The sequence below is a fragment of the Micromonospora sp. ZG13 genome, from assembly GCF_059359355.1.
The window spans coordinates 589,121-612,751 of record NZ_JCADBQ010000002.1; the positions used below are offsets into that span (position 1 = coordinate 589,121).

At 72.2% G+C, this 23,631-nt stretch carries 19 protein-coding genes and 1 pseudogene; 7 read left to right on the forward strand and 13 right to left on the reverse strand.

Annotated features, from left to right (window positions below):
- Positions 1-77: 77 nt before the first annotated feature.
- The 3 genes and pseudogenes from AC5L34_RS06660 to AC5L34_RS06670 all read left to right on the forward strand — a co-directional run.
- The gene (locus tag AC5L34_RS06660) at positions 78-1,370 is read left to right on the forward strand and encodes a ParA family protein (RefSeq protein ID WP_494824088.1); all 1,293 of its coding nucleotides are present in this window, start codon (positions 78-80) and stop codon (positions 1,368-1,370) included.
- 27 nt (positions 1,371-1,397) lie between these two features.
- Positions 1,398-2,438 (forward strand): ParB/RepB/Spo0J family partition protein, encoded by a 1,041-nt coding sequence (locus AC5L34_RS06665; protein ID WP_494824090.1) that lies wholly within the window; start codon positions 1,398-1,400, stop codon positions 2,436-2,438.
- 1,488 nt (positions 2,439-3,926) lie between these two features.
- Positions 3,927-4,521: pseudogene (locus AC5L34_RS06670) on the forward strand (hypothetical protein); the annotation flags it as partial.
- A gap of 296 nt (positions 4,522-4,817) precedes the next feature.
- Here AC5L34_RS06670 and AC5L34_RS06675 read toward each other — a convergent pair.
- Complete coding sequence (locus AC5L34_RS06675) at positions 4,818-5,816, reverse strand: D-alanine--D-alanine ligase family protein (protein ID WP_494824091.1); 999 nt, start codon at positions 5,814-5,816, stop codon at positions 4,818-4,820.
- Positions 5,817-5,823: 7 nt separating this feature from the next.
- Positions 5,824-7,137 (reverse strand): aminotransferase-like domain-containing protein, encoded by a 1,314-nt coding sequence (locus tag AC5L34_RS06680; protein WP_441173915.1) that lies wholly within the window; start codon positions 7,135-7,137, stop codon positions 5,824-5,826.
- 293 nt (positions 7,138-7,430) lie between these two features.
- On the opposite strand from AC5L34_RS06680, the gene AC5L34_RS06685 reads away from it, so the two are divergent.
- Positions 7,431-8,096 carry a GNAT family N-acetyltransferase gene (locus AC5L34_RS06685; RefSeq protein WP_210834776.1) on the forward strand — a complete coding sequence of 222 codons (666 nt, stop codon included), beginning with the start codon at positions 7,431-7,433 and terminating at the stop codon, positions 8,094-8,096.
- Positions 8,097-8,139: 43 nt separating this feature from the next.
- Here AC5L34_RS06685 and AC5L34_RS06690 read toward each other — a convergent pair whose 3' ends face one another.
- From AC5L34_RS06690 to murJ, 7 genes are all read right to left on the reverse strand, one after another.
- Positions 8,140-9,303, reverse strand: a complete 1,164-nt coding sequence (locus AC5L34_RS06690; protein ID WP_441173916.1) for an N-acetylmuramoyl-L-alanine amidase — start codon at positions 9,301-9,303, stop codon at positions 8,140-8,142.
- A 148-nt stretch (positions 9,304-9,451) separates the two neighbouring features.
- Positions 9,452-9,775 (reverse strand): thioredoxin, encoded by a 324-nt coding sequence (gene trxA / locus AC5L34_RS06695; RefSeq protein ID WP_089002804.1) that lies wholly within the window; start codon positions 9,773-9,775, stop codon positions 9,452-9,454.
- A gap of 32 nt (positions 9,776-9,807) precedes the next feature.
- Positions 9,808-10,761: a thioredoxin-disulfide reductase gene (trxB, locus tag AC5L34_RS06700; protein ID WP_441174089.1), complete on the reverse strand. Its 954-nt coding sequence runs from the start codon at positions 10,759-10,761 to the stop codon at positions 9,808-9,810.
- Between the two features lie 180 nt (positions 10,762-10,941).
- Entirely contained in the window at positions 10,942-12,033 is a 1,092-nt protein-coding gene (locus AC5L34_RS06705) for an RsmA family anti-sigma factor (protein WP_441173917.1), read from the reverse strand.
- A complete protein-coding gene (sigM, locus tag AC5L34_RS06710; RefSeq protein WP_441173918.1) occupies positions 12,030-12,821 on the reverse strand; it encodes an RNA polymerase sigma factor SigM in 792 nt (263 codons plus the stop codon). The genes AC5L34_RS06705 and sigM overlap by 4 nt, the downstream gene beginning before the upstream one ends.
- A 43-nt stretch (positions 12,822-12,864) precedes the next feature.
- A complete protein-coding gene (locus AC5L34_RS06715; protein WP_363891985.1) occupies positions 12,865-14,469 on the reverse strand; it encodes a protein kinase family protein in 1,605 nt (534 codons plus the stop codon).
- Positions 14,470-14,931: 462 nt separating this feature from the next.
- Entirely contained in the window at positions 14,932-16,683 is a 1,752-nt protein-coding gene (murJ, locus tag AC5L34_RS06720) for a murein biosynthesis integral membrane protein MurJ (protein WP_441173919.1), read from the reverse strand.
- A gap of 134 nt (positions 16,684-16,817) precedes the next feature.
- Here murJ and AC5L34_RS06725 point away from each other — a divergent pair, with 134 nt between their 5' ends.
- On the forward strand, positions 16,818-18,278 hold the full coding sequence (locus AC5L34_RS06725) for a CCA tRNA nucleotidyltransferase (protein WP_494824094.1): 1,461 nt from the start codon (positions 16,818-16,820) through the stop codon (positions 18,276-18,278).
- A gap of 221 nt (positions 18,279-18,499) precedes the next feature.
- Here the strand turns inward: AC5L34_RS06725 and AC5L34_RS06730 are convergent, their stop codons facing one another.
- Both AC5L34_RS06730 and AC5L34_RS06735 read right to left on the reverse strand, forming a co-directional pair.
- Positions 18,500-20,017 carry a flotillin family protein gene (locus tag AC5L34_RS06730; RefSeq protein WP_441173921.1) on the reverse strand — a complete coding sequence of 506 codons (1,518 nt, stop codon included), beginning with the start codon at positions 20,015-20,017 and terminating at the stop codon, positions 18,500-18,502.
- A gap of 28 nt (positions 20,018-20,045) precedes the next feature.
- Complete coding sequence (locus AC5L34_RS06735; protein WP_357659798.1) at positions 20,046-20,567, reverse strand: NfeD C-terminal domain-containing protein; 522 nt, start codon at positions 20,565-20,567, stop codon at positions 20,046-20,048.
- 83 nt (positions 20,568-20,650) lie between these two features.
- Here AC5L34_RS06735 and AC5L34_RS06740 point away from each other — a divergent pair, with 83 nt between their 5' ends.
- On the forward strand, positions 20,651-21,130 hold the full coding sequence (locus AC5L34_RS06740; RefSeq protein ID WP_441173923.1) for a methylated-DNA--[protein]-cysteine S-methyltransferase: 480 nt from the start codon (positions 20,651-20,653) through the stop codon (positions 21,128-21,130).
- A gap of 104 nt (positions 21,131-21,234) precedes the next feature.
- Here the strand turns inward: AC5L34_RS06740 and AC5L34_RS06745 are convergent, their stop codons facing one another.
- Positions 21,235-22,314, reverse strand: a complete 1,080-nt coding sequence (locus AC5L34_RS06745; RefSeq protein ID WP_334561472.1) for an inositol-3-phosphate synthase — start codon at positions 22,312-22,314, stop codon at positions 21,235-21,237.
- Between the two features lie 23 nt (positions 22,315-22,337).
- The gene (locus tag AC5L34_RS06750) at positions 22,338-22,976 is read right to left on the reverse strand and encodes a PadR family transcriptional regulator (protein WP_101413433.1); all 639 of its coding nucleotides are present in this window, start codon (positions 22,974-22,976) and stop codon (positions 22,338-22,340) included.
- 175 nt (positions 22,977-23,151) lie between these two features.
- Between AC5L34_RS06750 and AC5L34_RS06755 the strand changes: the two genes are divergently transcribed.
- Positions 23,152-23,619, forward strand: coding sequence for a DUF5318 domain-containing protein (locus AC5L34_RS06755; RefSeq protein ID WP_441173924.1), 468 nt, complete (start codon positions 23,152-23,154; stop codon positions 23,617-23,619).
- The last annotated feature ends 12 nt before the right edge of the window (positions 23,620-23,631 follow it).

The window sequence follows — 23,631 nt, forward strand, 5'->3', positions numbered from 1 at the left end:
GTACGCTCCGCGGTGCGATCGCGTGCGGCCAGTTGACGGGGTGCGGACCGACCATCCGAAGCGGGCAGGGATGACAGGTGCATGACGACGGAAGGCACGACGATCCACGCGTGACGGGGTCAGCGGGCGACCCCGTTTCACGTGAAACCGACTACCCCAACTGGGCGCCCGACGGCCCGTCGCTCCGGCCGCCCGGCTGGGACGCGGCCGTCCGGCCGTCCGACGCCGAGGCGGTTGGACCGGAGCGCCCGGCGACGCGCGCCGCTCCCGACGTGCCGCGCGCCGGCAACTCGGCCGGCGGCCGGGTGATTCCGATCCGGCGTAACGCCTCGGCCTCGGCCCGTTTCGAGCTTCCCGTGCCGCAGCAGCCCACCCCGGACTCCGTGCCGGACGCGACCCCCGAACCCGTTCACGTCACCGACACGACCGCCGCCCCGGGAGCCAGTGCTGCCGAGGCCGCGTACGTTTCACGTGAAACCCCGACGCGCGAAGAGGATGACCCACCGTTGGCTATGGAGGCGATGCGCGCCGTGCAGATCCTTAATCCGAGTGGCGAGGTGACGATGCCTCGGCCGGAACGGACCCGGGTCATGTGCGTCGCGAACCAGAAGGGCGGCGTGGGGAAGACCACGACCACGGTGAACCTTGCGGTGGCACTCGCCCTACACGGCAACCGGGTGCTGGTGGTCGATCTCGATCCGCAAGGAAACGCCTCCACCGGGCTGAACGTCCCGCACCACACCGGTGTGCCGGACGTCTACGACTGCCTTATCAACAGCGTGCCGCTGGAGGAGGTCGCCCAGGGCGTCGAGGGCATCCCCAACCTCTGGTGCGTACCGGCGACGATCGACCTCGCCGGCGCGGAGATCGAGCTGGTGTCGGTGGTCGCCCGCGAGTCGCGGCTGGCCCGGGCGATCGCCGCCTACCCCGGCCACTTCGACTACGTCTTCATCGACTGCCCGCCCTCGCTCGGCCTGCTGACGGTCAACGCGCTCGTGGCCGCGCAGGAGGTGCTCATCCCGATCCAGTGCGAGTACTACGCGCTGGAGGGGCTGAACCAGCTCATCAACAACATCAACCTGGTCCGCCAGCACCTCAACCCCAAGCTCGACGTCTCCACCATCCTGCTCACCATGTACGACCGGCGTACCCGGCTGGCCGACGCCGTCGAGCAGGACGTGCGGAACCACTTCGGCGACAAGGTGCTCCAGGCGGTCATCCCCCGTAACGTCCGCGTCTCGGAGGCACCCAGCTACGGCCAGTCCGTGATGACCTACGATCCGGGGTCGCGGGGGGCGACGAGTTACTTCGAAGCCGCCCAGGAGATCGCCGAGCGTGGCGTCAAGGAGCCGGTGGGCCGGAATGCGTAGTGCGGAACTGTCGCTGGGAGGCGTGGCATGAAGAACCGTCCTCGGGGCGGTCTGGGGCGGGGCCTGGGGGCCCTCATCCCGACCGGGCCGGCGCCGACCGCAGTGGTGGAGCCGACCCCCGCCGTAGAACCGCCTGCGACGGGTGAGGCGTCGATCGCCGTCGACGCCCCGGAGGAGTCGGCACCCGTCGTGGCGAGGCCGCCCGCCGCTGTGCAGCCCGAGCCGGAGCCCGTACTCAGCCCCGTCCCGGGGGCCCGGTTCGCCGAGATTCCGGTCGACACGATCGTGCCGAACCCGAAGCAGCCCCGCCAGGTCTTCGACGAGGACGCCCTGGAGGAGCTGAAGACCTCGATCCAGGAGGTCGGCTTCCTCCAGCCGATCGTCGTACGGCAGCTCGACGACGAGAAGTACGAACTCGTCATGGGCGAGCGACGCTGGCGGGCCGCGCAGGCCGTCGGGCGGGAGAAGATCCCGGCGATCGTCCGGGACACCCACGACGACGCCATGCTCCGCGACGCGTTGCTGGAGAACATCCATCGGGCGAACCTGAACCCGCTGGAGGAGGCGGCCGCGTACCAGCAACTACTGGACGAGTTCGGCGCCACCCACGAGGAACTCGCCCGGCGCATCGGGCGGAGCCGGCCGCAGATCTCGAACACCATCCGACTGCTCAACCTGCCCGCGCAGGTCCAGACCCGGGTCGCCGCGGGCATCCTCTCCGCCGGGCACGCCCGTGCGCTGCTGAGCCTCGACGAGGCCGAGGCGCAGGAGCAGCTCGCACGCCGGATCGTCGCCGAGGGGATCTCGGTACGCGCGACCGAGGAGATCGTCGCGCTGGCCCTGAGCGACGGTACGACGAAGAAGGAGGCGGCCAAGCGCCGCCCGAAGCCGCACGCCCCCGCCCTCACAGATCTGGCCGACCGGCTCTCCGACCGGTTCGACACCCGCGTGAAGGTGGACATCGGCCGGAGCAAGGGCAAGATCACCATTGAGTTCGCGACGGTCGACGACCTGGAGCGAATCGTCGGTCTCATCGGCGTCGGCCAGGAGGAGGAGCCGGAGGCCTGACCTGGCCGACGCGCTCCGGCTCTACGGGCGGATCCACGTCGGTTGAACGGCAGACATCGCTGGCCGCGTGACCCTCAGGGTCACGCGGCTGTTCTGTGTCGCCCAGGAGCTGAGTTCACCGTTCCACGAGCCGGCAGCGCTGTTGGTGCGTCGAGCGCGCGGCAACGGATCGCGGAGGTCGGGGCCGTTTCACGTGAAACCGCGCGGGCGGCGCATGCTGGCTCAGCCGCCGTCGCGACCGTTTCCCGTGAAACGACCCCCGGTTCTGCGTTCGGCGGGTTTGCGGCCCCCGGTTCTGCGGCCCCCGGTTCTGCGGCCGGCGGTCCGGCGGTCGAGAGGGGGCGGTCGAGAGGGCAACGAGGAGTACGGGCGAGACCCACCCGAGCCGAACTGAGCAGAGGAACGCGAAGCAGTAGCAGGGGCTGCCGGAGGGGACCGCGAGGCCAACTGCCGGGGCTGTGAGAGTGCGTCGGAGCGCCTCGTGCCGACTCTGGCACCCCGAGGGCCACCCCTGCGGCTAAGCGGGACCGTTAGCGCTGTGAGGGACGTGTGTCTGCTCGCCAGGATCGAGCCGTAACCCCACTGCCTCATTGACGCACCCCTGCCCGGCCGAACTTTCTCGGGTGCTGCCCGATCGGGCCGTCGCCGGGTCTTGGGATGCCAGTCGCACTCATGCTGCTGGCAGAGCGCTCCGGAGGGTCCGGCGCACGCGCACCGACGATCGCAGCATCCTGACGTGAGCTCGGCAGGATGCCCTCCGGCGGTCCTGAACGTAAGACCAGCAACGGCGTCGTGCATCCGTCGATACGACCCCTCCGGAAACGAAGCTGAGAACGGCGACCCCACGACCGACGACGGTCGGAGCGCGATGGACAGCCATCGGTCGAAGGCCGGAGGCGTCGGACCCGGACGCGTCGGACTCAGAAGCGTGGACCGGGAGGCGCGGGCTTCGAGGGCGGCGGACTTGGAGACGGCGGATTCGAGGGCGACGGACCCGGAAACGGCGGATTTAGAGGCGGCGCTCCCGGCGGCCATGGAGCGGCGATCACGGGATCGGGAGCTCACTCGGCGGTTGGGAGCGCGACGACGTGCGACGACGATGACGGTCTCGGTGGTCACGTTCACGGCGAGGACCGAGCGGGGCGAGGGCGAGGACTGGAGCGATGACGAGGTGCGGCCGACGTCGACGGCGTCCGCTGGTTTCACGTGGAACCATCCGACCGCTCTCCTACCCGAAGCAGAGGCTCCGGACGCCGAAGTTATCCACAGGGGTTATCCACAGGCCACCCCGTTTCACGTGAAACCCCGTGTGGAACAGGGTGACAGCCTGTGGATGACGGCATGTGTCCGGCGTCTCATCAGCCTGTGGATGCCTGTGCGTGCCTGTGGATAAGTCGCTCCGCGCGCCCACCTAGGGGCCGGAGCGGCATCGCTCCGTGGCGCATTCGGGTAGGGACAGCGGTGCCGGAACCGGTTAGTGTCAGCGTCGTGCAGGACACCCCTCCCTCCGTTCCGGACTTCACCCAGTGGCCGTCCTTCCCCTTCGAGGGCGACCTTCGTGTCAAGCAACTCGATGATCCGGTCCCGGTCGAGCCGCCGCGCAGGGGCGAGGGACTTCGGGAATGCACCGCCTGCAACGCCCCGGACGATGCGTACATCTGGGTGGGCGAGCGATGGCGGGTACGCGCCATGGACCGTCCCACCGGGCTGCCGATGGTGCTGATCCTCGAATCCCGCTCGCATCTGGATCTCGGCGACCTGCCGAACCTGCTCGCCGCCGAACTGGGGGTGATGACCGTACGGCTGGAGCGGGCCATCCGGTCCCTCGACGGGGTGGCCCGGGTACACGTCAACCGCTGGGGCGACGGCTCGGCGCACCTGCACATGTGGTTCCTCGCCCGGCCCTACGGTCAGCTTCAGTTGCGGGGGACCTTCCTCTCCCTGTGGGATTCCATCCTGCCGCCCATCTCGGAGTCGCAATGGCGAGAGAACCTCGCCATGGTCGCGGCCTGGCTGGCGGAGTTCGGCGGCCGCCCCCTGGCCGAGCCGCCGCGCATCCAGTGGCAGGCGCCCTCCAGCTTCACCGGGCAGTCCCCGGTCGAGGACGAGCCGACGGAGGGCGAGGCGGTGTCCGTGATCGAGTCCGCCGAGGAGGTCCCGCCAGCAGAGGAACCGGGAGACGAGGCGTCCGCCGCGGAAGCCCGAAGGCCGCGCGTCTAGGGCTTGTCCGTCCTGCCGATCCCTCGAACGGGCGCTCGGTGGCTCCGAGCGGGAGGTCCGGCGGGACCGGTCACCGCAACGTCCCCGGCCGCAGCCGGCTCACGTGCTCAGCTGGTGGGCCCACGACCGATCGGACGAGACCCCGGAGAGAGAGGCCGGTCAGGGGCGCCGGGTCGCGGCGCGGGCCACCAGGCTTCCGAGCATCCTGCCGAAGTCCAGGCCGGCGGCCTGGACCGCGAGCGGCAGCAACGAGGTCTCGGTCATCCCCGGCGAGACGTTGACCTCCAGCACGTGCGGCTGTCCTGCGGAGTCCACGATCAGGTCGACGCGGCTGAGATCGCGCAGGCCCAGTGCGGTGTGCGCGGCCAGCGCGACGTCGGCCACCGCGCCGGCCACCTCCGGCGCCAGCCGTGCGGGCGTGTGCCAGGTTGTCCGGCCGGCGGTGTAGCGGGCCGCGTAGTCGTACACCCCGTTGCGGGGCACGATCTCCACCGCCGGCAGGGCGCGCGGCCCGTCGCCCAGGTCGACCACGGAGACCGCCACGTCCATGCCGGGCACGTACCGCTCGACCAGCGCCGTCGAGTCGTACGCGAAGCAGCCGACCATCGCGGCCGGCAGGGACGCGGCGTCCCGGACCACGGCGGCGCCCAGCCCCGAACCGCCCTGCGTGGGCTTCACCATGAGCGGTAGCCCCAGCCGCTCGACGATCCGGTCCAGTACCGCCACGGCACCCAGCTCGGAGAACCGGTCGTGCGGCAGGGCGACCCAGTCGGGGGTCGGGATGCCCGCCTCGCGGAGCACCGCCTTGGCCGACGGCTTGTCCCACGCCAGCCGCGACGCGCGGGCGTCGCACCCCACGTACGGGATGCCGCAGAGGTCCAGCACGCCGCGCAGCGACCCGTCCTCGCCGGTGGCGCCGTGCAGGGCGATCACGACGGCGTCCGGCGGATCGGCGTCCAGGGCCGGCAGCAGCGCCACGTCGGCGTCCCGCAGCTCGGCGTCCATGCCGACGGCCCGGAGGGCGTCCAGCACCCGGCGTCCGGACCGCAGCGAGACGTCACGCTCGTAGGAGAGCCCGCCGGCGAGCACCAGCACCCGCAGGTCGGCGGTGGCGGCGGGGTCGGTCACGACGGAACGGTCGGCAGCGGTGGGAACCATGCCGGAATCATGCCAAGTCGGGTCCCGGCGCGTCCGAGCCGGCCTGCCCGCGTCGCGCCCCGGGGCGACCGACCGTGCCGAAGACCCGCCGCATGGCGATGTCCTGCTCCATCACGCCGGCCAGCCGGCGCACGCCTTCGCGGATCCGCTCAGGGGACGGGAACGAGAAGTTGAGCCGCATGTTGCCGGTGCCGGTGCCGTCGGCGTAGAAGCCGGTGCCCGGCACGTACGCCACCCGGGCGGCGATGGCCCGGGGCATCATCGCCTTGGAGTCGAGGCCGTCGGGCAGGGTCGCCCAGACGAAGAGGCCGCCGGCCGGCGTCGTCCAGGTCGTGCCGGCGGGCATCAGGTCGTCCAACGCGGTGAGCATCGCGTCGCGTCGTTCCCGGTAGACCTCGCGGTAGACCTTGAGCTGTTCCCGCCAGGGCATGGTGCCGAGGTAGGTGGAGACGGCGGCCTGCGCGTAGCCGCTCGGGCAGAGGATCTGCGCCTCGCTGGCGATGACCAGCTTGTCGCGGACGGCGTGCGGCGCGAGGATCCAGCCGACCCGCAGGCCGGGTGCGAAGGTCTTGGAGAAGGTGCTGAGGTAGAAGACCCCGTCACGGCGCCGCGCGCGCAGCGGCGCGGGCGCGTCCCCGGCGAAACCCAGCTGACCGTACGGGTCGTCCTCGACCACGAGCAGGCCGGCGCGCTCGCAGATGTCGAGCACCCGCTCCCGCCGCTCCTCGGTCAGCGTCACGCCGGTCGGGTTCTGGTAGGTCGGGATGGTGTAGAGGAACTTCACCCGCCGGCCGGCGCGCGCCTGCTCGGCGATGGCCGCCTCCAGCGCCTCCGGGATCAGCCCGTCGTCGTCCATGGGCACGTGCGCCACCTGGGCCTGGGCGGCCTGGAACACGCCGAGCGCGCCGACGTAGGTGGGGCCCTCGGCGAGCACCACGTCCCCCGGGTCGAGGAAGAGCCGGGCCACCAGGTCGAGGGCCTGCTGACCGCCCACGGTGACCACCACGTCGTCCGGGGAAGCGCCGCACGCGGCGTCGATGCCGGAGAGCGCCATCACCTCGCAGATCCGTTCGCGCAGCTCCAGGGTGCCCTGCCCGATGCCGTACTGGAGGGTGGTGGCACCGTGCTCGGCACCGAGCCGGCCGAGCATCTCGCCGACCGCGTCGAGCGGCAGCGCCGCGATGTAGGGGGCGCCGCCGGCGAGCGAGACCACCTCCGGGCGACTGGCCACCGCGAAGAGCGCGCGGATCTCCGAGGCGGTCATGCCCCGCACGCGGCGGGCGTACCGGTCGGTGTAGTCGTCGAGCGTTGTGCCGGTCATGACATCACCTCGATGGCTGCTCGGGTGGCTCCCGCCCCGGCGTACCCGGGACACCGACGACCATGGCGACGCGGGACGCCGGGTGTCGATCCTAGTCGCCGCCTGCCAGAATGCCACCGTGCCGGCGGCCGGCGTCCACATCGCGGACCCGGCGGGCGCCCCGACGGGAGGGGCATTCGCGCGTCCCCTCCCGCCGCGTCCGTTTGCGGCGTACGATCGCTCGTCGGGGGCAGGAAAGCGGCGTTGTCGTTCCGTGCCGGTCTCACCTCCGAGCCTAATGTGGGGATGCACCAATGTCGCGACGTCTGGTCAGCTTGACCCTGGACACCCTGGAGGACCTGCCCCGTCCGTGCCGGCAGTGCGTCTACTGGGAGCTTGATCCGGTCTCGGCGGACCGGGCCTGCGCGGCCGGCGACCCGGGGCTGGAGAAGGAGGCCTGGGTCTCGCAGACCCTGCTGGAGTGGGGCTCCTGCGGCAAGCTCGTCTACGTCGACGGCATGCCGGCCGGCTTCGTCCTCTACGCCCCGCCGGCCTACGTGCCGCGCTCGATGGCATTCCCCACCTCCCCGGTATCCGCCGACGCCGCGCTGCTGATGACGGCCAACGTGGTGCCCGCGTTCGCCGGCGGCGGGCTGGGCCGGATGCTGGTCCAGGGCGTCGCCCGGGACCTCACCAAGCGCGGCATCAAGGCCATCGAGGCGTTCGGCGACGCCAAGTTCGGCGACGCGGCCGACCCCGCCGGCACCTGCGTCGCCCCGGCCGACTTCTTCCTCTCCGTGGGCTTCAAGACGGTCCGCCCGCACCCGCGCTTCCCGCGGCTGCGGCTGGAGCTGCGTACGGCGCTGAGCTGGAAGTCCGACGTCGAGTACGCGCTGGAGAAGCTGCTCGGCTCGATGAGTCCCGAGACGCTGCTCCGCCCCGTACGCCCGGCTCCGGCCACCCGCTCGACCGCCGGCTGACCCTGCAAAGGGCGACTTCGGGCGACGTTAGGCGGCAGCGGGCTCAGTCCACCACCGTGCCGGCGGCCACCACCGCCCGCAACTCGCTCACGTCGATCGAGCCGGTGGGGACGTCCCGCTCGACGGGGAAGTACATCCGCTGCACGGCGGCGACGATGGCCTCCGCCACCCGGTCCCGGAACCGGGGGTCGACCAGTCGGTCCCGGTCGGCCGGCGAGGTGAGGTAGCCGACCTCGACGCGTACGGCTGGCATCCGGGTCAGCCGGAGCAGGTCCCACGCCTTCGCGTGCGTCCGGCAGTCGCGCAGCCCGGTGCGGGCGACGATCTCGCGCTGCACCAGCCCGGCCAGCCGCTCCCCGGTCGCCGAGGTCACCCCGTTGTCGGTGCCGTAGTGGTAGGTCGCCACCCCTTCGGCCTCCGGGTTGGCGTGCCCGTCGACGTGCAGCGAGATGAACACGTCGGCGCCGAGGGAGTTGGCCAGCTCCGCGCGGTCGACGTCCGGCAGGCACTCCTCCGGGGCCGGCCCGCGGGTGAGCTGTACGCGGACGCCGGAGGCGGCGAGCCTGCCCTCCAACCGGCTGGCCAGGTCGTGCACGAGATCCGCCTCGGTCCACCGCAGGGACCCGTCCGGCACCAGCACGCCGGGGTCGGTGCCCCCGTGCCCGGGGTCGATGACGACGGTCCGCCCTACCAGCGTCGGGCCGGACTGCCGGATGGCGTCGGACTCGCGCAGCCACTGCGGGCGCCCGCCGACGACCTTGCGGCCGAGCCGGCGCAACGCGTTCATGGTGTGCGGGCCGCACGAGCCGTCGGGCGTCAGCCCGACCTCCCGCTGGAACTGGGCGACCGCCCGGGAGGTCCGTACGCCGTAGATGGCGTCCGCGCGCCCGACGTCGTACCCCATCTCCAGCAGCCGTTCCTGGAGTGAGCGGACGTCCTCGCCGGTGAGCGGCTCCGGTACGGCGTGGTAGAGCGTGCGGGCGCCCAGCCGCCAGCGGGCAGCGTCCAGGGCCCGCCAGGTCTCGGCGCCGACGCGGCCGTCCACGCTGAGCCCCCGGGACTGCTGGAAGGCTCGCACGGCGCGTTCGGTGTGCGTGTCGAACTCGTCGGCGTCCGGCGCCGTCGGGGTGAGAAGGTCGAGGCCGGTGAGCACCGTACGGATCTCCGTCACCGCGGGTCCACGGTCACCGGGTCGGATCGGACGCACGCACGACCCCCTCTGCACGACGGTTGCTGGCCGGGCGGCCCCGGGTTGAGGTTATGCGCTCCGGGGGCTCCGGGGCCCCACGTCGGGAAAAACGCGTCGACCCCGTGCCCGGCGGACCGGGTACGGGGTCGACGCGCGTCGGTGCTGCTCAGAGCGCCGATTCGATGAGCTTGACGAGCTCGCCCTTCGGCTTGGCGCCGGCGATCGACTGCACCGGCTCGCCGTTCTTGAAGACGGTGAGGGTCGGGACCGACATCACCCGGTAGGCGCGGGCGGTCTCCGGGTTCTCGTCGATGTTGAGCTTGACGATGGTGACCTGGTCGCCCATCTCGCCGGCGATCTCCTCCAGCAGCGGCGACACCTTGCGGCACGGGCCGCACCACTCGGCCCAGAAGTCCACCAGAACCGGCTTGTCGGACTTCAGCACATCGACGGCGAAACTCGCGTCGGTGACCGACTTCGTTGCTCCCACTATGACCCTCCTCCGGAATGTGTTTCGGTTGTTCAGCCCTGCAACGTGGCGATGAAGCGCTCGGCGTCCAGCGCGGCGGCACAGCCCGTGCCTGCGGCGGTGATCGCCTGCCGGTAGGTGTGGTCCACCAGGTCGCCGGCGGCGAAGACGCCGGGCACGCTGGTGCGGGTGCTGGGCGCCTCGACCTTCACGTAGCCCTCGTCGTCCATCTCCACCTGCCCCCGGAACAGCTCGCTGCGCGGGTCGTGGCCGATGGCCACGAAGACGCCGGTGACGTCGAGGACCTTGGACTCGCCGGTGTGCGTGTTGCGTACCCGCACCCCGCAGACCTTGCCATCGTCGCCGAGGATCTCCTCGACCACGGTGTTCCACTCGACCTTGATCTTGTCGTTGCTGAGCGCCCGCTCGGCCATGATCTTGCTGGCCCGGAAGGAGTCCCGGCGGTGGAGGATGGTGACCGAGTCGGCGAACCGGGTGAGGAAGCTCGCCTCCTCCATCGCCGAGTCACCGCCACCGACGACCACGATGTGCTGGTTGCGGAAGAAGAAGCCGTCGCAGGTCGCGCAGGAGGAGACGCCGTGGCCCAGGTACTCCTGCTCGCCGGGCACGCCGAGCGGACGCCACGCGGAGCCGGTGGCGAGGATGACCGCCCTGGCCCGGTACGCGGTCTGGCCCACCCACACGGTGCTCAGGGCGTCGGAGCCCACGCTGCCGGTGTCCTTCAGCTCGACCCGCGTCACGTCGTCGGTGAGGAACTCCGCGCCGAACCGCTCGGCCTGCTTGCGCATGTTGTCCATCAGTTCGGGGCCGAGGATGCCGTCGGCGAAGCCGGGGAAGTTCTCCACCTCGGTGGTCGTCATCAGCGCACCGCCGGACTGCACGCCCTCGATGATGAGCGGTTTGAGGTTGGCGCGCGCCGCGTAGACCGCCGCCGTGTAACCGGCCGGCCCGGAGCCGATGATGATCAGGTTGCGGACCTCGTCCACTGCCGTCTCCCGATTCGTGTTGTTCGTCATCGGCGCGCACCGATGCCGATCCGATGCCGACGCCCCTCGGGTGCCGGCACTTCGATGTGCAGAACGTCATCGTACGAACCGGGGATTCCCGAGCCGGTCATCCGGGTGGGTCAGGTCACGCGGACGGTCAAACGTCCGGTGGCCGCGAATTCACCCTACCCGCGTGCGGTAGCGGCTGTCCGAGCCGGACCCGGGGACCCCGCATTCCGGGCCGCTGGCCCAGGCCCAGCCCGTCCCCGTGGCGTCGGTGAAGCGCACGATCAGCGCCGGGCGCCCCTGGAAGCGGGCGTAGTCGACCACGTCGACCACCAGCGGACCGTTGCCGTGCTCGGCCTTGATCGCGCCGATGCAGGCGCCCAGCGCGGCGGGGTCGGTGAGCCGCTCGAGGCCGAGGGCGGAGCCGGGCAGCCGCCCGCCCTCCGCCTGGACGCCGGGCTGCTCCCTGGGCGGTCCGCCGGTGAACGGCCGTGCCTTCGGCGACGACGGGAGGGCGGCCAGTGACTCCGGCGTGTAGTCCGTCCCGCTGCGTACCGACGGCTCGCCGGAGATCCGGAACGGCGTGACGGTGGCCGGGCCGGCCTCCTCGCGGTGCGCGGAGCCGGGCAACGCCGTGTCCGCGGCACCGCCGGTCTGCTGCTCCCTGGTGAACTGGTTGACGCCGAGGCCGACCGCCGCGATCGACACCGCGGCCAGCGCGACGGGCCCCGCCAGCCGGCCCCAGCGGCGCCGCCGTCGGCCGGGCCCGGTGGCCCCGCCGCGACCCGGTTCCGAGCGGGGTACGCCCGCCGGACGCCTTCCGGAACCGCCGAGCGGCTGCGTGGGCACCGCGCCGGCGCCGATCCTGACCCCCGGCTGCGCCCCGGCGTGTTCCGCTTCCGCGCCGCCAGCCGAAGGGCCTGGCCCGACGTCGGCGGACCCCGAAGAACCGGGCCCCGCAAGGACCGGCTCGGAGTCGCCGCCCGGCCCGAAGGACGCGGCACCGGTGGCGGTGGCGTGGGCCAGCGCGGCGGCGATCCGTTCGGCGACGTCGGCCGGCATCTCGGGTGCGGCGGAGCCCCAGGCGGCCAGGTCCGCCCGGACGTCCGCCACGGCGGGGGCCAGCAGCGCGTACGCCTGCGCCCAGTCGGCGTCCTCGTCGACCAGGCGGGCGACGAGTTCCTCCTCCGGGGTGCCGTCCAGCGCCCCGCCGAGGTAGTCGGCGAGCAGGTCGTGGTCGACCTCCCTGAACCCCCCGGCCGTCACGCGTCCTCCTGGTGGGCATCCCGCCGGGACCGTCCCGACCCCGATCGGACGCCCTCGGACGACCGCGGGTTCCCTCGGGTGACGGCCGGCACGTTCGGACCCGCCGTCGGGGCCGGCTCGGCCCGCTGCGGGGTGGACCGCTCCTCGGCCCGCTGCGGGGCGGGACGGGGGCGCAGGTGGCCGAGCTGCGTCGCCAAGCGGGCCCGTCCCCGGGCGCACCGGCTCTTGACCGTGCCCTCGGCCACGCCGAGGATCCGGGCCACCTCGGCGACGGGGTAGCCCTGCACGTCGACCAGGATCAGCGCCGCCCGCTGCTCGGCCGGCAGTTCGGCGAGCGCCTGCCGGACCACGAGCGCCGTGTCGTGGTCCTGCACGGGCGCCGCCGGCTCGACGCCCCCGGTGCCGGAGTCGGTGTCGCGGACCCCGTCCGGCAGCGGCACCGTGGGGTGCGCCTGGCGGCGGCGGATCCGGTCCAGACAGGCGTTCACCACGATCCGGTGGAGCCAGGTGGTGACCGCCGAGTCGCCCCGGAACCGGCCGGCGGCCCGGTGGGCGGACAGCAGGGCGTCCTGGAGTGCGTCGGCGGCCTCCTCGCGGTCGCCGAGCGTACGCAGGGCCACCGCCCAGAGCCGGTCCCGGTGCCGGTGGAAGAGCTCGGCGAAGGCGTGCGGGTCGCCGGCCACGTGGGCGTGCAGGAGGTCGAGGTCCGCAGCCCCGGCCGGCGGCACCGACGACGCGACCGGTGGACCCACTGGTCCACCGGTCGCTCGTTCTCCGCGTACGCCCATCACCACGTCCGGCGGATGCGGTGCCCGGAGCGCGGTGGCCGGCTCACGATCCCTGGACCGTGATCTCCTGGACGCCGAGCTTGTAGCCGCCGTCGCTCGACGGCAGCTCGGTGATCCAGAACAGCAGGTAGCGGTACTTCTGGTCGGCGTTGAAGCCGTTGAAGGTCATCTTGGTGCCCTCGTGCTCCTCGAACGGCTGGCCGATCGCGGTCTTCTTGTAGTCCGCGAAGAGCTGCGCGTCCCCGGAGGACGACGACGGCCGGTCGGTGGTGCCGGCGTAGAGCTGGGCGGAGGCGCCCCGGGCGGACAGGAGGACCTGGACGGACTTGACGGTGTGCTCGCCGCCGAGGTCGATCCAGACGCCCATGCCCTTCTTTAGGTTGCCGAAGTTGGCCCGCCCCCGGTAGGTCTGGGTCTCCCAGCCCTCGTCCTCGTTGCCGTCGAAGACCCTGTCGGCGTTGCGGACCTCGGTCCGGTCGCCCTCCGGGTCGATGATCCGGGCGGCGCTGATCTTCAGCGGCCCGGCCGTGACGGCGGCCGGGGTCGCGTCGTCACCGGGCGCGCTCGACGAGGGCGCGGCGACCGGGTTCGTCTGGGGGTCGTTGTCACCGCCGCGCAGGGTGGTGATGCCGATCAGCAGGCCCACGAGGGCGACCGCCAGCAGGCCGGCGATGCCGATCGCGACCTTGCGCCCGCCGGCGGCGGCCAGCGGCGACGGCTCCTCGCCGGTGTCGGCCGTGAAGCGCAGCGGGCCGGCGTTGTCGAGGAACTGCTCGTCGGCCGGCACGTCCAGCCGGGCCAGCTCGGCCGCGAGCACGTCCGACGAGGGCGGCTCGATCTCGGCGTCGAGCAGGTCCATGGTGAGGTCGTCGAGGTACGCCGGCACGCCCGCCCGGACCTGCCGGGGCGCGGCGAGCGCACCCCCGGCGTCGCGTACGGCGTCGGGGATGGCGGCCCGGCCGTGGCCGGCGGTGGCGCCCCGCAGCGGGGCCTCGGCGTGCGGCCAGTGCCCGGTCAGGGCGAAGTAGAGGACCCCGCCGATCGCCCGGACGTCGCTCTGCTGGCTGTCGGCGCCGTCGGTGCGCGCGTCGGCCAGCACCACCCGGCCGTCGTCGCTGATCATCACCGTGCCGGGGTGGACGTTGCCGTGCACCATGCCGGTGGCGTGCACGGCGGCGAGGGCGCTGGCGACCGCGTTGCCGATGGTGGTGGCGCGCGCCGGGTCCAGCGGGCCGTCGGCGACCAGCTCGCGCAGCGACTGCCCGTCGACCCACTCCCGCACCACGTACGCCCGCTCGGCCTCGTCGATCGCGTCGTAGACGCCGACCAGGTTGGGGTGGATGACGCGGCTGGCCGCGACGGCGCCCTGGAGCATCTCGGTGGCCGAGTCGCCACCCGGGTAGCGCAGCACGACCGCGACGGGACGGCGCAGGATGACGTCGACCCCGCGCCAGACCAGCCGACCCGCGCTGTCGTTGTTGATGTGCTCGACCAACTCGTAACGCTCGGCGAGGATCTCACCGGCCGTGGGAGCACCGAAGGTCACGACCTGAGGAGCGCTCTCCTCCGCCTCCTGACCTTCGCCGACCTGGGTCACCCGTCCTCCCTCGGTGATCGTGTCGATCGATGGACCCGCGCTGCTGGGCATGTGGCTTCCCGCTCTGCCTTCGAAGGAACCGGTCGACCGGTGTCGACGCGGAGCGCCGGCGCCTGCCGTACCCGTCGAGTGCGACCTTACCCGGGTTGGCCGTCTCCCCGACATGTCATCTTCGCGCCGCTCCCGGGCTGAGCTGCCGGCAGGCGGCCGGCTTGTCCGGTTGCGCCCGTTGTCGGCCACGTTGCTGGCACATGTACTGGCCAATCTAGAGGTTGACCGCAAGCACCCGCAGAGAGGGGGCCGGCCGGTGCGGCGATCGCGCCGACGCCGCCGGGTTCCCCCCGACCGGGCCCATCATGCTCATCCGTACGGTTGGTTATCCACAGGCCGATCCGGTGGCTGAGCGGTGAATCGCGGAGTTATCCACAGGCGCATCCCCAGGCTGGTGATCCTCGTTCACAGAGAGTGGAGTCCGCCCGCAGGACGGCCGCCGGCCGGGGAGTCGGGCATCGGTCAGCGGCCCAACCGGCGCCGTACCATGCCCACGACCTCGGTGATCTCGCCGATCCGCAGGACCGTCGCCAGCCCGAGGTACGTCCCGCCGATCACCGCGCCGCCGACCACCAGCTGCACGATGGCCTCCAGGCGGCTCGGCGTGTCGTCGCCGGGCAGCAACTTGACCACGATCAGGCCGACCACCGCCGAGCCGAGCGCCGCGACCAGGACCCGGCCGCCGGTCCGCATGATCTCGCCGAGGCCGATCCGGCCCACCCGGGGGCGCAGCAGCCAGGCCGAGGCGACGGCGGCGGCCAGGTAGGAGACGGCGTTGCCGATCATCATGCCGGCACCCACGAAGCTCGCCGAGAAGGCCACGTAGAGCACGACCTGCACCCCGATGCGCAGCGCCACCACCGGAATGTTGATCAGCGCCGGGGTGCGGGTGTCCGGCAGCGCGTAGAAGGCGAAGGTGAACAACTGGCTCACCGCGAACGGCACCAGGGCGAGCGCGGCGGCGAGCAGCACCACGGAGGTGGCGGCGGCGTTCTCCTCGTCGAACGCTCCCCATCTGAACAGGGTGAACGCGATCGGGGAGGCGAGGACGGCGTAGCAGACGGCGATCGGCGCGAGCACCGCGGTGACCGTCCGGGTGCCCCGGGACAGGTCGGCGGCCACGTCGGCGTACCGGCCGTCGGCGGCGGCGGCGCTCATCCGGGGCATCAGCGCGGTGATGATCGAAACGGCGATGATGCCGTGCGCCGTCATCAGCAGCAGGAAGACGTTGTTGTAGATCAGCGGACCGGCGGCGCTCTCCCGGCCGGCCCGGTTCAGCAGGTTGAACAGCACGATCAGGCCGATCTGGCTGACCGCGACGTAGCAGAACATCCACGCCCCGAGCCGGCCCAGCTCGCGCAGGCCCAGCTCGCGGAAGTCGAAGCGCAGCTTCCAGCGGAAGCCCACCTTGCGCAGCGCCGGCAGCAGGCCGGCGGCCTGGATCGCCACGCCGAGCAGGGTGCCGCCGCCGATCAGCAGGACCCGCCCGGTCGTCATCTCGTCCGGCTGGATGATCTTCGCGCCGAAGATCGCGATGTAGAGGCCGGCGGTGGCGATCACCACCAGGTTGTTCAGGATCGGCGCCCACATCGGGGCGGCGAAGTGGCCCCTGGTGTTGAGCACCGCGCTGATCAGCGCGCTGAGACCCGAGAAGAAGATCATCGGCAGCATCAGGCGGGCCAGCGCCGTGACCAGATCCGAGTAGCCGTCCGTTGACTCGCCGCTCCCGTAGAGCCAGGTCAGCCACGATGCCGCCAGCACCGCCAACAGCGCGGCCACGCCGAGCGCCAGCACCGCCAGGGTGAGCAGCCGCTGGGCGTACGCCTGGCCGCCGTCCGCGTCGGACTTGCGCCGCCGCACCAGCACCGGGATCAGCACGCTGGTGAGTACTCCGCCGAGCAGGAACTCGTAGACCATCCCGGGCAGGATCTGCGCGGTCGTGTACGCGTCACCGACCAGCGCGCCGCCGAGCGCCGCCGCGATCACCAGGTTGCGCAGGAAGCCCGTACCCCGGCTGACGAGGCTGCCGATCGCCATCACCGCGCTGTTGGTCGCGGCGCTGGCCTCGGCCACCTGCTCCTGCGGCGGCGCGGTCGACTCCAGGGCCGGCTGGTTGAGCGGCTCGGCGGAGATGAACGTGGCGCCGTCCGACGGCCGGCCGGGCGCGGCGCCGCCCTGGGCGGCGTTCGCGCTGCGGTAGAGACCGCCGCTCATCTTGTCGCCTCCAAGGCAGAGAGGTACGTCGCAGCCGGGGCCCGGCCCGCACGTCACAGACGATAGTCAACGGCCACCCGTTACCCGCGCCCGGCGGACCACATCCCCGCCGGGACCGATAGGCTGGCGCTCCCATGTCCGACGCCTCCGCTCCCCACGCCGCCGACCGCCGCGAACTCACCGCCGCGCAGCGCAACGCCGTCGCCGAACTCCTCCGGGTCTCCCCGGTCGCCGACGAGTTGGGCCGCCGGTTCGCGCGGGCCGGCCACGAGCTGCACCTGGTGGGCGGTTCGGTACGCGACGCCCTGCTCGGCCGCCTCGGCGACGACCTCGACTTCTGCACCGACGCGCACCCCGACGAGACCCTGCGCGTCGTGCGCGGCTGGGCCGAGTCGATCTGGGAGACCGGCCGCGAGTTCGGCACCATCGGGTGCCAGCGCGACGGGCTGCGACTGGAGATCACCACCTTCCGCGCCGAGTCGTACGACCAGGTCAGCCGCAACCCGGTCGTCGAGTACGGCACCGACCTCGCCGAGGACCTGAGGCGGCGCGACTTCACCATCAACGCGATGGCGGTCAGCCTGCCCGAGCACCGGTTCACCGACCCGCACGGCGGGCTGGACGACCTCGCCGCCAAGGTGATCCGCACCCCGGGCACCCCGGCGGAGTCCTTCGGCGACGACCCGCTGCGGATGCTGCGCGCGGCCCGCTTCGCCGCCCAGCTGCGCTTCGCGGTGCACCCCGACGCGTACGAGGCGATGGCCCGGATGGCCACCGACCTGGACCGGATCACGGCCGAGCGGATCCGCGACGAGTTCACCAAGCTGCTCTGCGGCGCGGACCCGATCACCGGGCTGCGGCTGCTGGTCGACACCGGGCTCGCCGAGCGCTTCCTGCCGGAGCTGACCGGGCTGAAGCTGGAGATCGACGAGCACGCCCAGCACAAGGACGTCTACGAGCACACCCTCACCGTGGTGAGCAACGCCGTCTCGTACGAGACCGAGGGGCCGGACTTCGTCCTGCGGATGGCCGCGCTGATGCACGACGTCGGGAAGCCGGCGACGAAGGCGGTGGGCACGGACGGCCGGGTCAGCTTCCACCACCACGAGGTGGTGGGCGCCCGGCTCACCAAGGCCCGGATGAAGGCGCTGCGCTACCCGAAGGAGATCACCGCCAAGGTCACCGCGCTGGTGGCGCTGCACCTGCGCTTCTACGGCTACGGGCGGGGCGAGTGGACCGACTCGGCGGTGCGCCGCTACGTCGCCGACGCCGGTGACCTGCTGCCGCGCCTGCACAAGCTGACCCGGTCGGACTGCACGACCCGCAACCGGCGCAAGGCGGCCCAACTCGCCGCCGACTACGACGCGCTGGAGGAGCGGATCGCCCGGATCGCCGCCGAGGAGGACCTGGCGCGGGTCCGGCCCGACCTGGACGGCAACGCCATCATGGAGCTGCTGGGCGTACCGCCGGGGCCGGTGGTCGGGCAGGCCTGGAAGCACCTCAAGGAGCTGCGCCTGGAGCGCGGCCCGCTGGACCGCGACGAGGCCGAGGCGGAGCTGCTGCGCTGGGCCCGCGACGAGGGCATCGTCGGCTAGCCCGCCGCGTTCCGCGGGACGGGTCCGACGGACCGGGCCGGACGACGAGGGCCTGATCGATCCGGCCGACGGGGTCGGACTGGTCGAGCCGGCCGACGGCCAGGGCGACCACCGGCACCGACAGCAACGGCGTGGCCCGGCTCCGGCACGGGAAGGGCGCCGCCCCCTGCCGGGGACGGCGCCCTGTCGCGCTCAGCGGCCCGACCGCTGCGCTGGTGGCGTCAGCGGGTCTCGACGGTCGTGCCGTCGACCGGCGGCTTGCCGTTGCCGGTGGTCGCCGCCGCCGAGCCGAGCTTCCCCAGCAGGCCGGCCAGGTCGATGCCGGTCAGGTCGCTGCCGAGCTGGAGCCCCTGGGCGACGTTGCCCGCCACCGACTTCGTCAGGGACGAGGCGCCGTCGGTGGAGATGACGGTCATCTTGTCGATCGCGCCGATCGGGGCGCTGGCCGCCTCGACCACCTGCGGCAGCACCTTGACCAGCAGGTCCAGCACGGCGGCCTCGCCGTACGCCGCGAAGGCCTCGGCCTTGCGGGCCATCGCGTCGGCCTCGGCCTGGCCCTTGGCCAGGATTGCGGCGGCCTCGGCCGCACCCTCCCGCTCGACCGCTTCGGCGATGGCGGAGCGGCGGCGCTGCTCGGCCTCACCCTCCTTGGCGCCCTCGATCGCGTTGGCCTCGGCCAGCGCGGCCCGGCGGGCCCGCTCACCCTCACCGGTGAGCCGGGCCTGCTCGGCGGCGGCCTGGGCGGCGGCGATGACAGCCTGGCGCTGCGCGTCGGCGTTCAGCACAGCCGCGTTGCGGGACGCCTCGGCCTCCTGCTCCACCTTGTAGCGGGCGGCGTCGGCCGGCTTGCGCACCTCGGTGTCGAGCTGGCGCTGCTTGAGCTCGGCGTTGCGCTCGGCGACCTTCTGCTGCTCGGAGAGGATCGCCTGGTCCCGCTCGGCCTGGGCCAGCGGACCGGCGGCGGCGGACTTCGCCTTGGCCGCGTCGATCTCCGCCTGGATGGCGGCCTGCTTCAGCGACAGGTTCCGGTTGGCCTCGGCGATGGCCTCCTCGGCGAGCAGCCGCTCCTGCTCGGCCTGCTGCCGGGCCCGCGCCTCGGCGATGGCGGCGTCCTTGAGTACCCGGGCGGCCTCCGGCCGGCCCAGGTCCTGGAGGTAGGAGCCCTCGGCCAGGATGTCCTGGAGCTGGAAGGTGTCCAGCACCAGGCCCTGGTTGGTCATCGAGTGCTCGGCCTCCTCGGCGACCGCGCTGGCGAACGCCGCCCGGTCCCGGATGACCTCCTCCACGGTGAGCCGGCCGACGATCGAACGCAGCGCGCCGGCCAGCACCTCCCGGGTGAAGTCCTCGATCTCGTCCTGCTGGTGCAGGAAGCGCTGCGCGGCGGCGCGGATGGCGTCCTCGGTGCCGCCGACCTTGACGATCGCGACGCCGTGCAGGTCGGCGCGGATGCCCTGCTTGCTGACGGCGCCCTTGATACCGACGTCGATCCGCCGGCTGGACAGGTCGAGCGACTGGAGCTTCTGCACCACGGGCAGGACGAAGACGGACGCGCCGAGCACGACCTTCTGCCCGGAGTTGTCGGTCGACCGGCCGCCGTCGGCGGTCTGGGTGGTGCGGCCCTTGCGGCCGGTGACGATGAACGCCTCGTTCGGCCCGGCCACCTTGATGCGGGAGAGCACGAAGAGCACGAGCACGAGGACGAGGAGGACCGCGCCGCCGATGGCGATGAGAAGGGGCATGTGACCGTCCTGTTTTCTATGAGGGGGTTCAGTAGGTCTCGACGTGCACGCTGGTCTCGCTCAGCGCCTCGACCACGAAGATTTGGGCGCCGACCGGGATCGGTCGGTCGGCGCGGGCGTTGAGCTTGACCGGCTGGCCGGCCACCCGGACCCGGACCTCGCCGTAGCCGTCGGCGGGCACGGGGGTGACCACCAGGCCGAGCGCGCCGACCAGGTGGTGGCGGGTGGGGGTGGGATCGGTGCGCATGTCGCGGGCCGCCCGGCTCAGCCGGGCCGCGGCCCAGGCGGTGGGCACGGCCGCGACGACGCCGCCGGCCAGGGCCACGGCGATCATCCCGGGCGTACGCCCACCGACCAGCTCGTTGACGATCGCGGCGCCGAAGCCGAGCGCTCCGGTGAACCCGGCGACCGCCTCCACCGACACCGGACCGTCGAAGTCCGGGTTGCCGAAGTGGAGCAGCTCGCCGCCGAGCAGGGCGAGCGCCAGGACCGCGACGCCCGCGCCGCCGATGATGAGGAAGATCAGCGTCCCCGTGGCCACGACCTGCACGGTATCGGTGGCCCGCAAACGTCGGCCGGGGCGTCGGCGGCTCGGGCGGGAGACCGTGTCGGGGCGCGGGGGACAATGGCGGGATGCGCTGGACCGTGCTCGACTCCCCGATCGGCGAGTTCTCCGTCGCCACCGACGGGACCCACGTGTGCCGGGCCCACTTCGGTCGGGCCCCCGGGGCGGCCGAGGAGCCGTACGACGAGGCGGCCCGGCAGGCGCTGGCGGAGCTGCGGGCGTACTTCGCGGGCGAGCTGACCGCCTTCACCGTGCCGCTGGCGGCGCCGGGCGGCTCCGAATTCGAGCGGGGCGTCTGGCGCGAGATGACCCTCATCCCGTACGGGGAGACACTCACCTACGGCGAGGTGGCCCGGCGGCTGGGCGACCAGGGCGCCGCGCGCGCGGTCGGGGTGGCCTGCAACCGCAACCCGATCCCCGTGCTCGTGCCGTGCCACCGGATCGTCGGCGCGGGCGGCAAGCTGGTCGGCTTCGGCGGTGGCCTGGACCGCAAGGTGACGCTGCTGGAGCTGGAGGCGGGAGTGGCCCTGCGGCGCGCCTGGTCCTGACGCGGCGCGAGACGGCCCCCTGCGCGTACGGCTGCGGGAGGGCCGGACGCGGCGAGGGCCGGGTCCCCGTGGACCCGGCCCTCGACGGTGCTGCTGTCGGCGCGTCAGCGCTCGACGTCACCGGCGATGAACGCCTCGACGGCGGCGTGCGCGTCGTGGTCGGCGTACTGCACCGGCGGGGACTTCATGAAGTACGACGAGGCCGACAGGATCGGGCCGCCGATCTTCCGGTCCAGCGCGATCTTCGCGGCGCGGACGGCGTCGATGATGACGCCGGCCGAGTTCGGCGAGTCCCACACCTCGAGCTTGAGCTCGGCGTTGAGCGGGGTGTCGCCGAAGGAGCGCCCCTCCAGGCGGATGTACGCCCACTTGCGGTCGTCCAGCCACGGCACGTGGTCCGACGGACCGATGTGCACGTCGCTCTTGCTCATCTCGTGCGGGATCTGGGAGGTGACCGACTGGGTCTTCGAGATCTTCTTCGAGACCAGGCGGTTGCGCTCCAGCATGTTCATGAAGTCCATGTTGCCGCCGAAGTTGAGCTGGTACGTGCGCAGCAGCTCGACGCCCCGGTCCTCGAACAGCTTCGCCAGCGCGCGGTGCACGATGGTGGCACCGACCTGGCTCTTGATGTCGTCGCCGACGATCGGCAGGCCCGCGTCCTCGAACTTCTTGGCCCACTCCGGGTCGGAGGCGATGAAGACCGGAAGCGCGTTGACGAACGCGCAGCCGGCGTCGATCGCGGCCTGGGCGTAGAACTTGTCGGCCTGCTCGGAGCCGACCGGCAGGTACGAGACCACGACATCGACCTGCGCGTCGCGCAGCGCCTGGGCGACGTCGACCGGCGTGGCGTCGGACTCCTCGACGATCTCGCGGTAGTACTGGCCCAGACCGTCGAAGGTCGGACCGCGCTGCACGGTGACGCCGGTCGGCGGCACGTCGCAGAGCTTGATGGTGTTGTTCTCGCTGGCGACGATCGCCTCGGCGAGGTCCATGCCCACCTTCTTGGCGTCCACGTCGAACGCCGCGACGAACTGCACGTCCGAGACGTGGTAGTCGCCGAAGGTGACGTGCATGAGACCCGGGACGCGGTCGTTCGGGTCGGCGTTCCGGTAGTACTCCACGCCCTGCACGAGGGACGAGGCGCAGTTACCCACACCGACGATGGCGACGCGGACGGAGCCCATAGCGTCTGCCTCCTTCTTCTTCATCACGGCCGCTCATTCCTGGACTCTCCAGGCGGAGGCGGGCTGTTGTCTTCTCGTCGGCCGCCGGCCGTCCCGGTTGACGGGATGGTCGGGGCACGGCCGGAGCGCTCGTTGGCGATGAGCTCCTCCAGCCAGCGGACCTCGCGCTCACAGGCGTCCAGGCCGTGGCGCTGCAGTTCCAGCGTGTAGGCGTCGAGGCGTTCGGCCGCGCGGCCGAGCACGTCACGAAGCCCCTCGCGGCGTTCCTCGATCTTCCGCCGGCGACCCTCGAGGATGCGGAGTCGGGTCGCCTGGTCGGTCCGGGCGAAGAACGCGAAGTGCACGCCGAAGCCCGTGTCGTCGTACGTCTCCGGCCCGGTCTGTGCGATCAACTGGGCGAAGCGTTCCTTGCCCTCCGCGGTGATTTCGTAGACCACCCGGCCTCGCCGGCTGGTCAGCGCGGGAACCTCCTCGGCGGTGGCGGGTGCGTCGGCGGCCTCGGTGATCCACCCCGCCGCCTGGAGGCGGCGCAGGGTCGGGTAGAGCGAGCCGTAGCTGATCGCCGCCCTGATCGCACCGAGCTTGGCGGTCAGCTCCTTGCGCAGCTCATAGCCGTGCATCGGAGACTCCTGCAGGAGGCCGAGGATGGCGAGCTCGAGCACGGGCCATCCTCTCTGTACCCTCTAGGCGGAGCGGTAACCGCCGCGATGTATCGGACCGATACATCGCACGCTAGCGGATCACCGTGATCAGGGCAAACCCTCGTTTCCGCGGTTCCGTGGTCACGCATCGTCACCGTGGTCGCCCCGTCCGGCGAGACCGCGTACCCTTCTCCGCATGCGTACGCAGCGCCAGATGGTCGACTACTCGCTCCGGAAGCGAGCGGTGCTGCGTGAACTCCTCGCGGGCAGGGTCGGCACGTACGACGTCTGCGACGCCTCGCCCTACCTGAAGAACGCTGCCCGCTTCCACGGTGAGCCGACCGACGAGCGGTGTCCGATCTGCCGGAGCGAGAACCTGACCCACGTCCACTACATTTACGGCGACGAACTCAAGCAGTCCGCCGGACAGGCCCGGACACTGGCCGAGTTGCCGATGCTGGCGATGACGGTGCGTGAGTTCCAGGTCTTCGTGGTGGAGGTGTGTCTCGGCTGTGACTGGAACCATCTCGTCGAGCAGTACCTGCTCGGCCGGGACGGGCTGACCGGCAGCCCGGAGGGCGGGCCGGATCAGGACGCGGTGGGCGGCGCGGCCGCCACGGGCAACGGTGCGGGTGGTCGACGGAGGCGAGAGGCGCAACGGTGATCTTCGCTCGAT

What these genes read in the sequence shown, in the direction of transcription:
- AC5L34_RS06685 (WP_210834776.1), top strand. Translation starts at nt 7,431, where the DNA reads ATGTCGCGACGTCTGGTCAGCTTGACCCTGGACACCCTGGAGGACCTG.
- murJ (WP_441173919.1), bottom strand. Translation starts at nt 16,683, where the DNA reads ATGAGCGGCGGTCTCTACCGCAGCGCGAACGCCGCCCAGGGCGGCGCC.
- AC5L34_RS06665 (WP_494824090.1), top strand. Translation starts at nt 1,398, where the DNA reads ATGAAGAACCGTCCTCGGGGCGGTCTGGGGCGGGGCCTGGGGGCCCTC.
- AC5L34_RS06755 (WP_441173924.1), top strand. Translation starts at nt 23,152, where the DNA reads ATGCGTACGCAGCGCCAGATGGTCGACTACTCGCTCCGGAAGCGAGCG.
- AC5L34_RS06680 (WP_441173915.1), bottom strand. Translation starts at nt 7,137, where the DNA reads ATGACCGGCACAACGCTCGACGACTACACCGACCGGTACGCCCGCCGC.
- sigM (WP_441173918.1), bottom strand. Translation starts at nt 12,821, where the DNA reads ATGGGCGTACGCGGAGAACGAGCGACCGGTGGACCAGTGGGTCCACCG.
- AC5L34_RS06730 (WP_441173921.1), bottom strand. Translation starts at nt 20,017, where the DNA reads ATGCCCCTTCTCATCGCCATCGGCGGCGCGGTCCTCCTCGTCCTCGTG.
- AC5L34_RS06725 (WP_494824094.1), top strand. Translation starts at nt 16,818, where the DNA reads ATGTCCGACGCCTCCGCTCCCCACGCCGCCGACCGCCGCGAACTCACC.
- AC5L34_RS06740 (WP_441173923.1), top strand. Translation starts at nt 20,651, where the DNA reads ATGCGCTGGACCGTGCTCGACTCCCCGATCGGCGAGTTCTCCGTCGCC.
- AC5L34_RS06675 (WP_494824091.1), bottom strand. Translation starts at nt 5,816, where the DNA reads ATGGTTCCCACCGCTGCCGACCGTTCCGTCGTGACCGACCCCGCCGCC.
- AC5L34_RS06715 (WP_363891985.1), bottom strand. Translation starts at nt 14,469, where the DNA reads ATGCCCAGCAGCGCGGGTCCATCGATCGACACGATCACCGAGGGAGGA.
- AC5L34_RS06745 (WP_334561472.1), bottom strand. Translation starts at nt 22,314, where the DNA reads ATGGGCTCCGTCCGCGTCGCCATCGTCGGTGTGGGTAACTGCGCCTCG.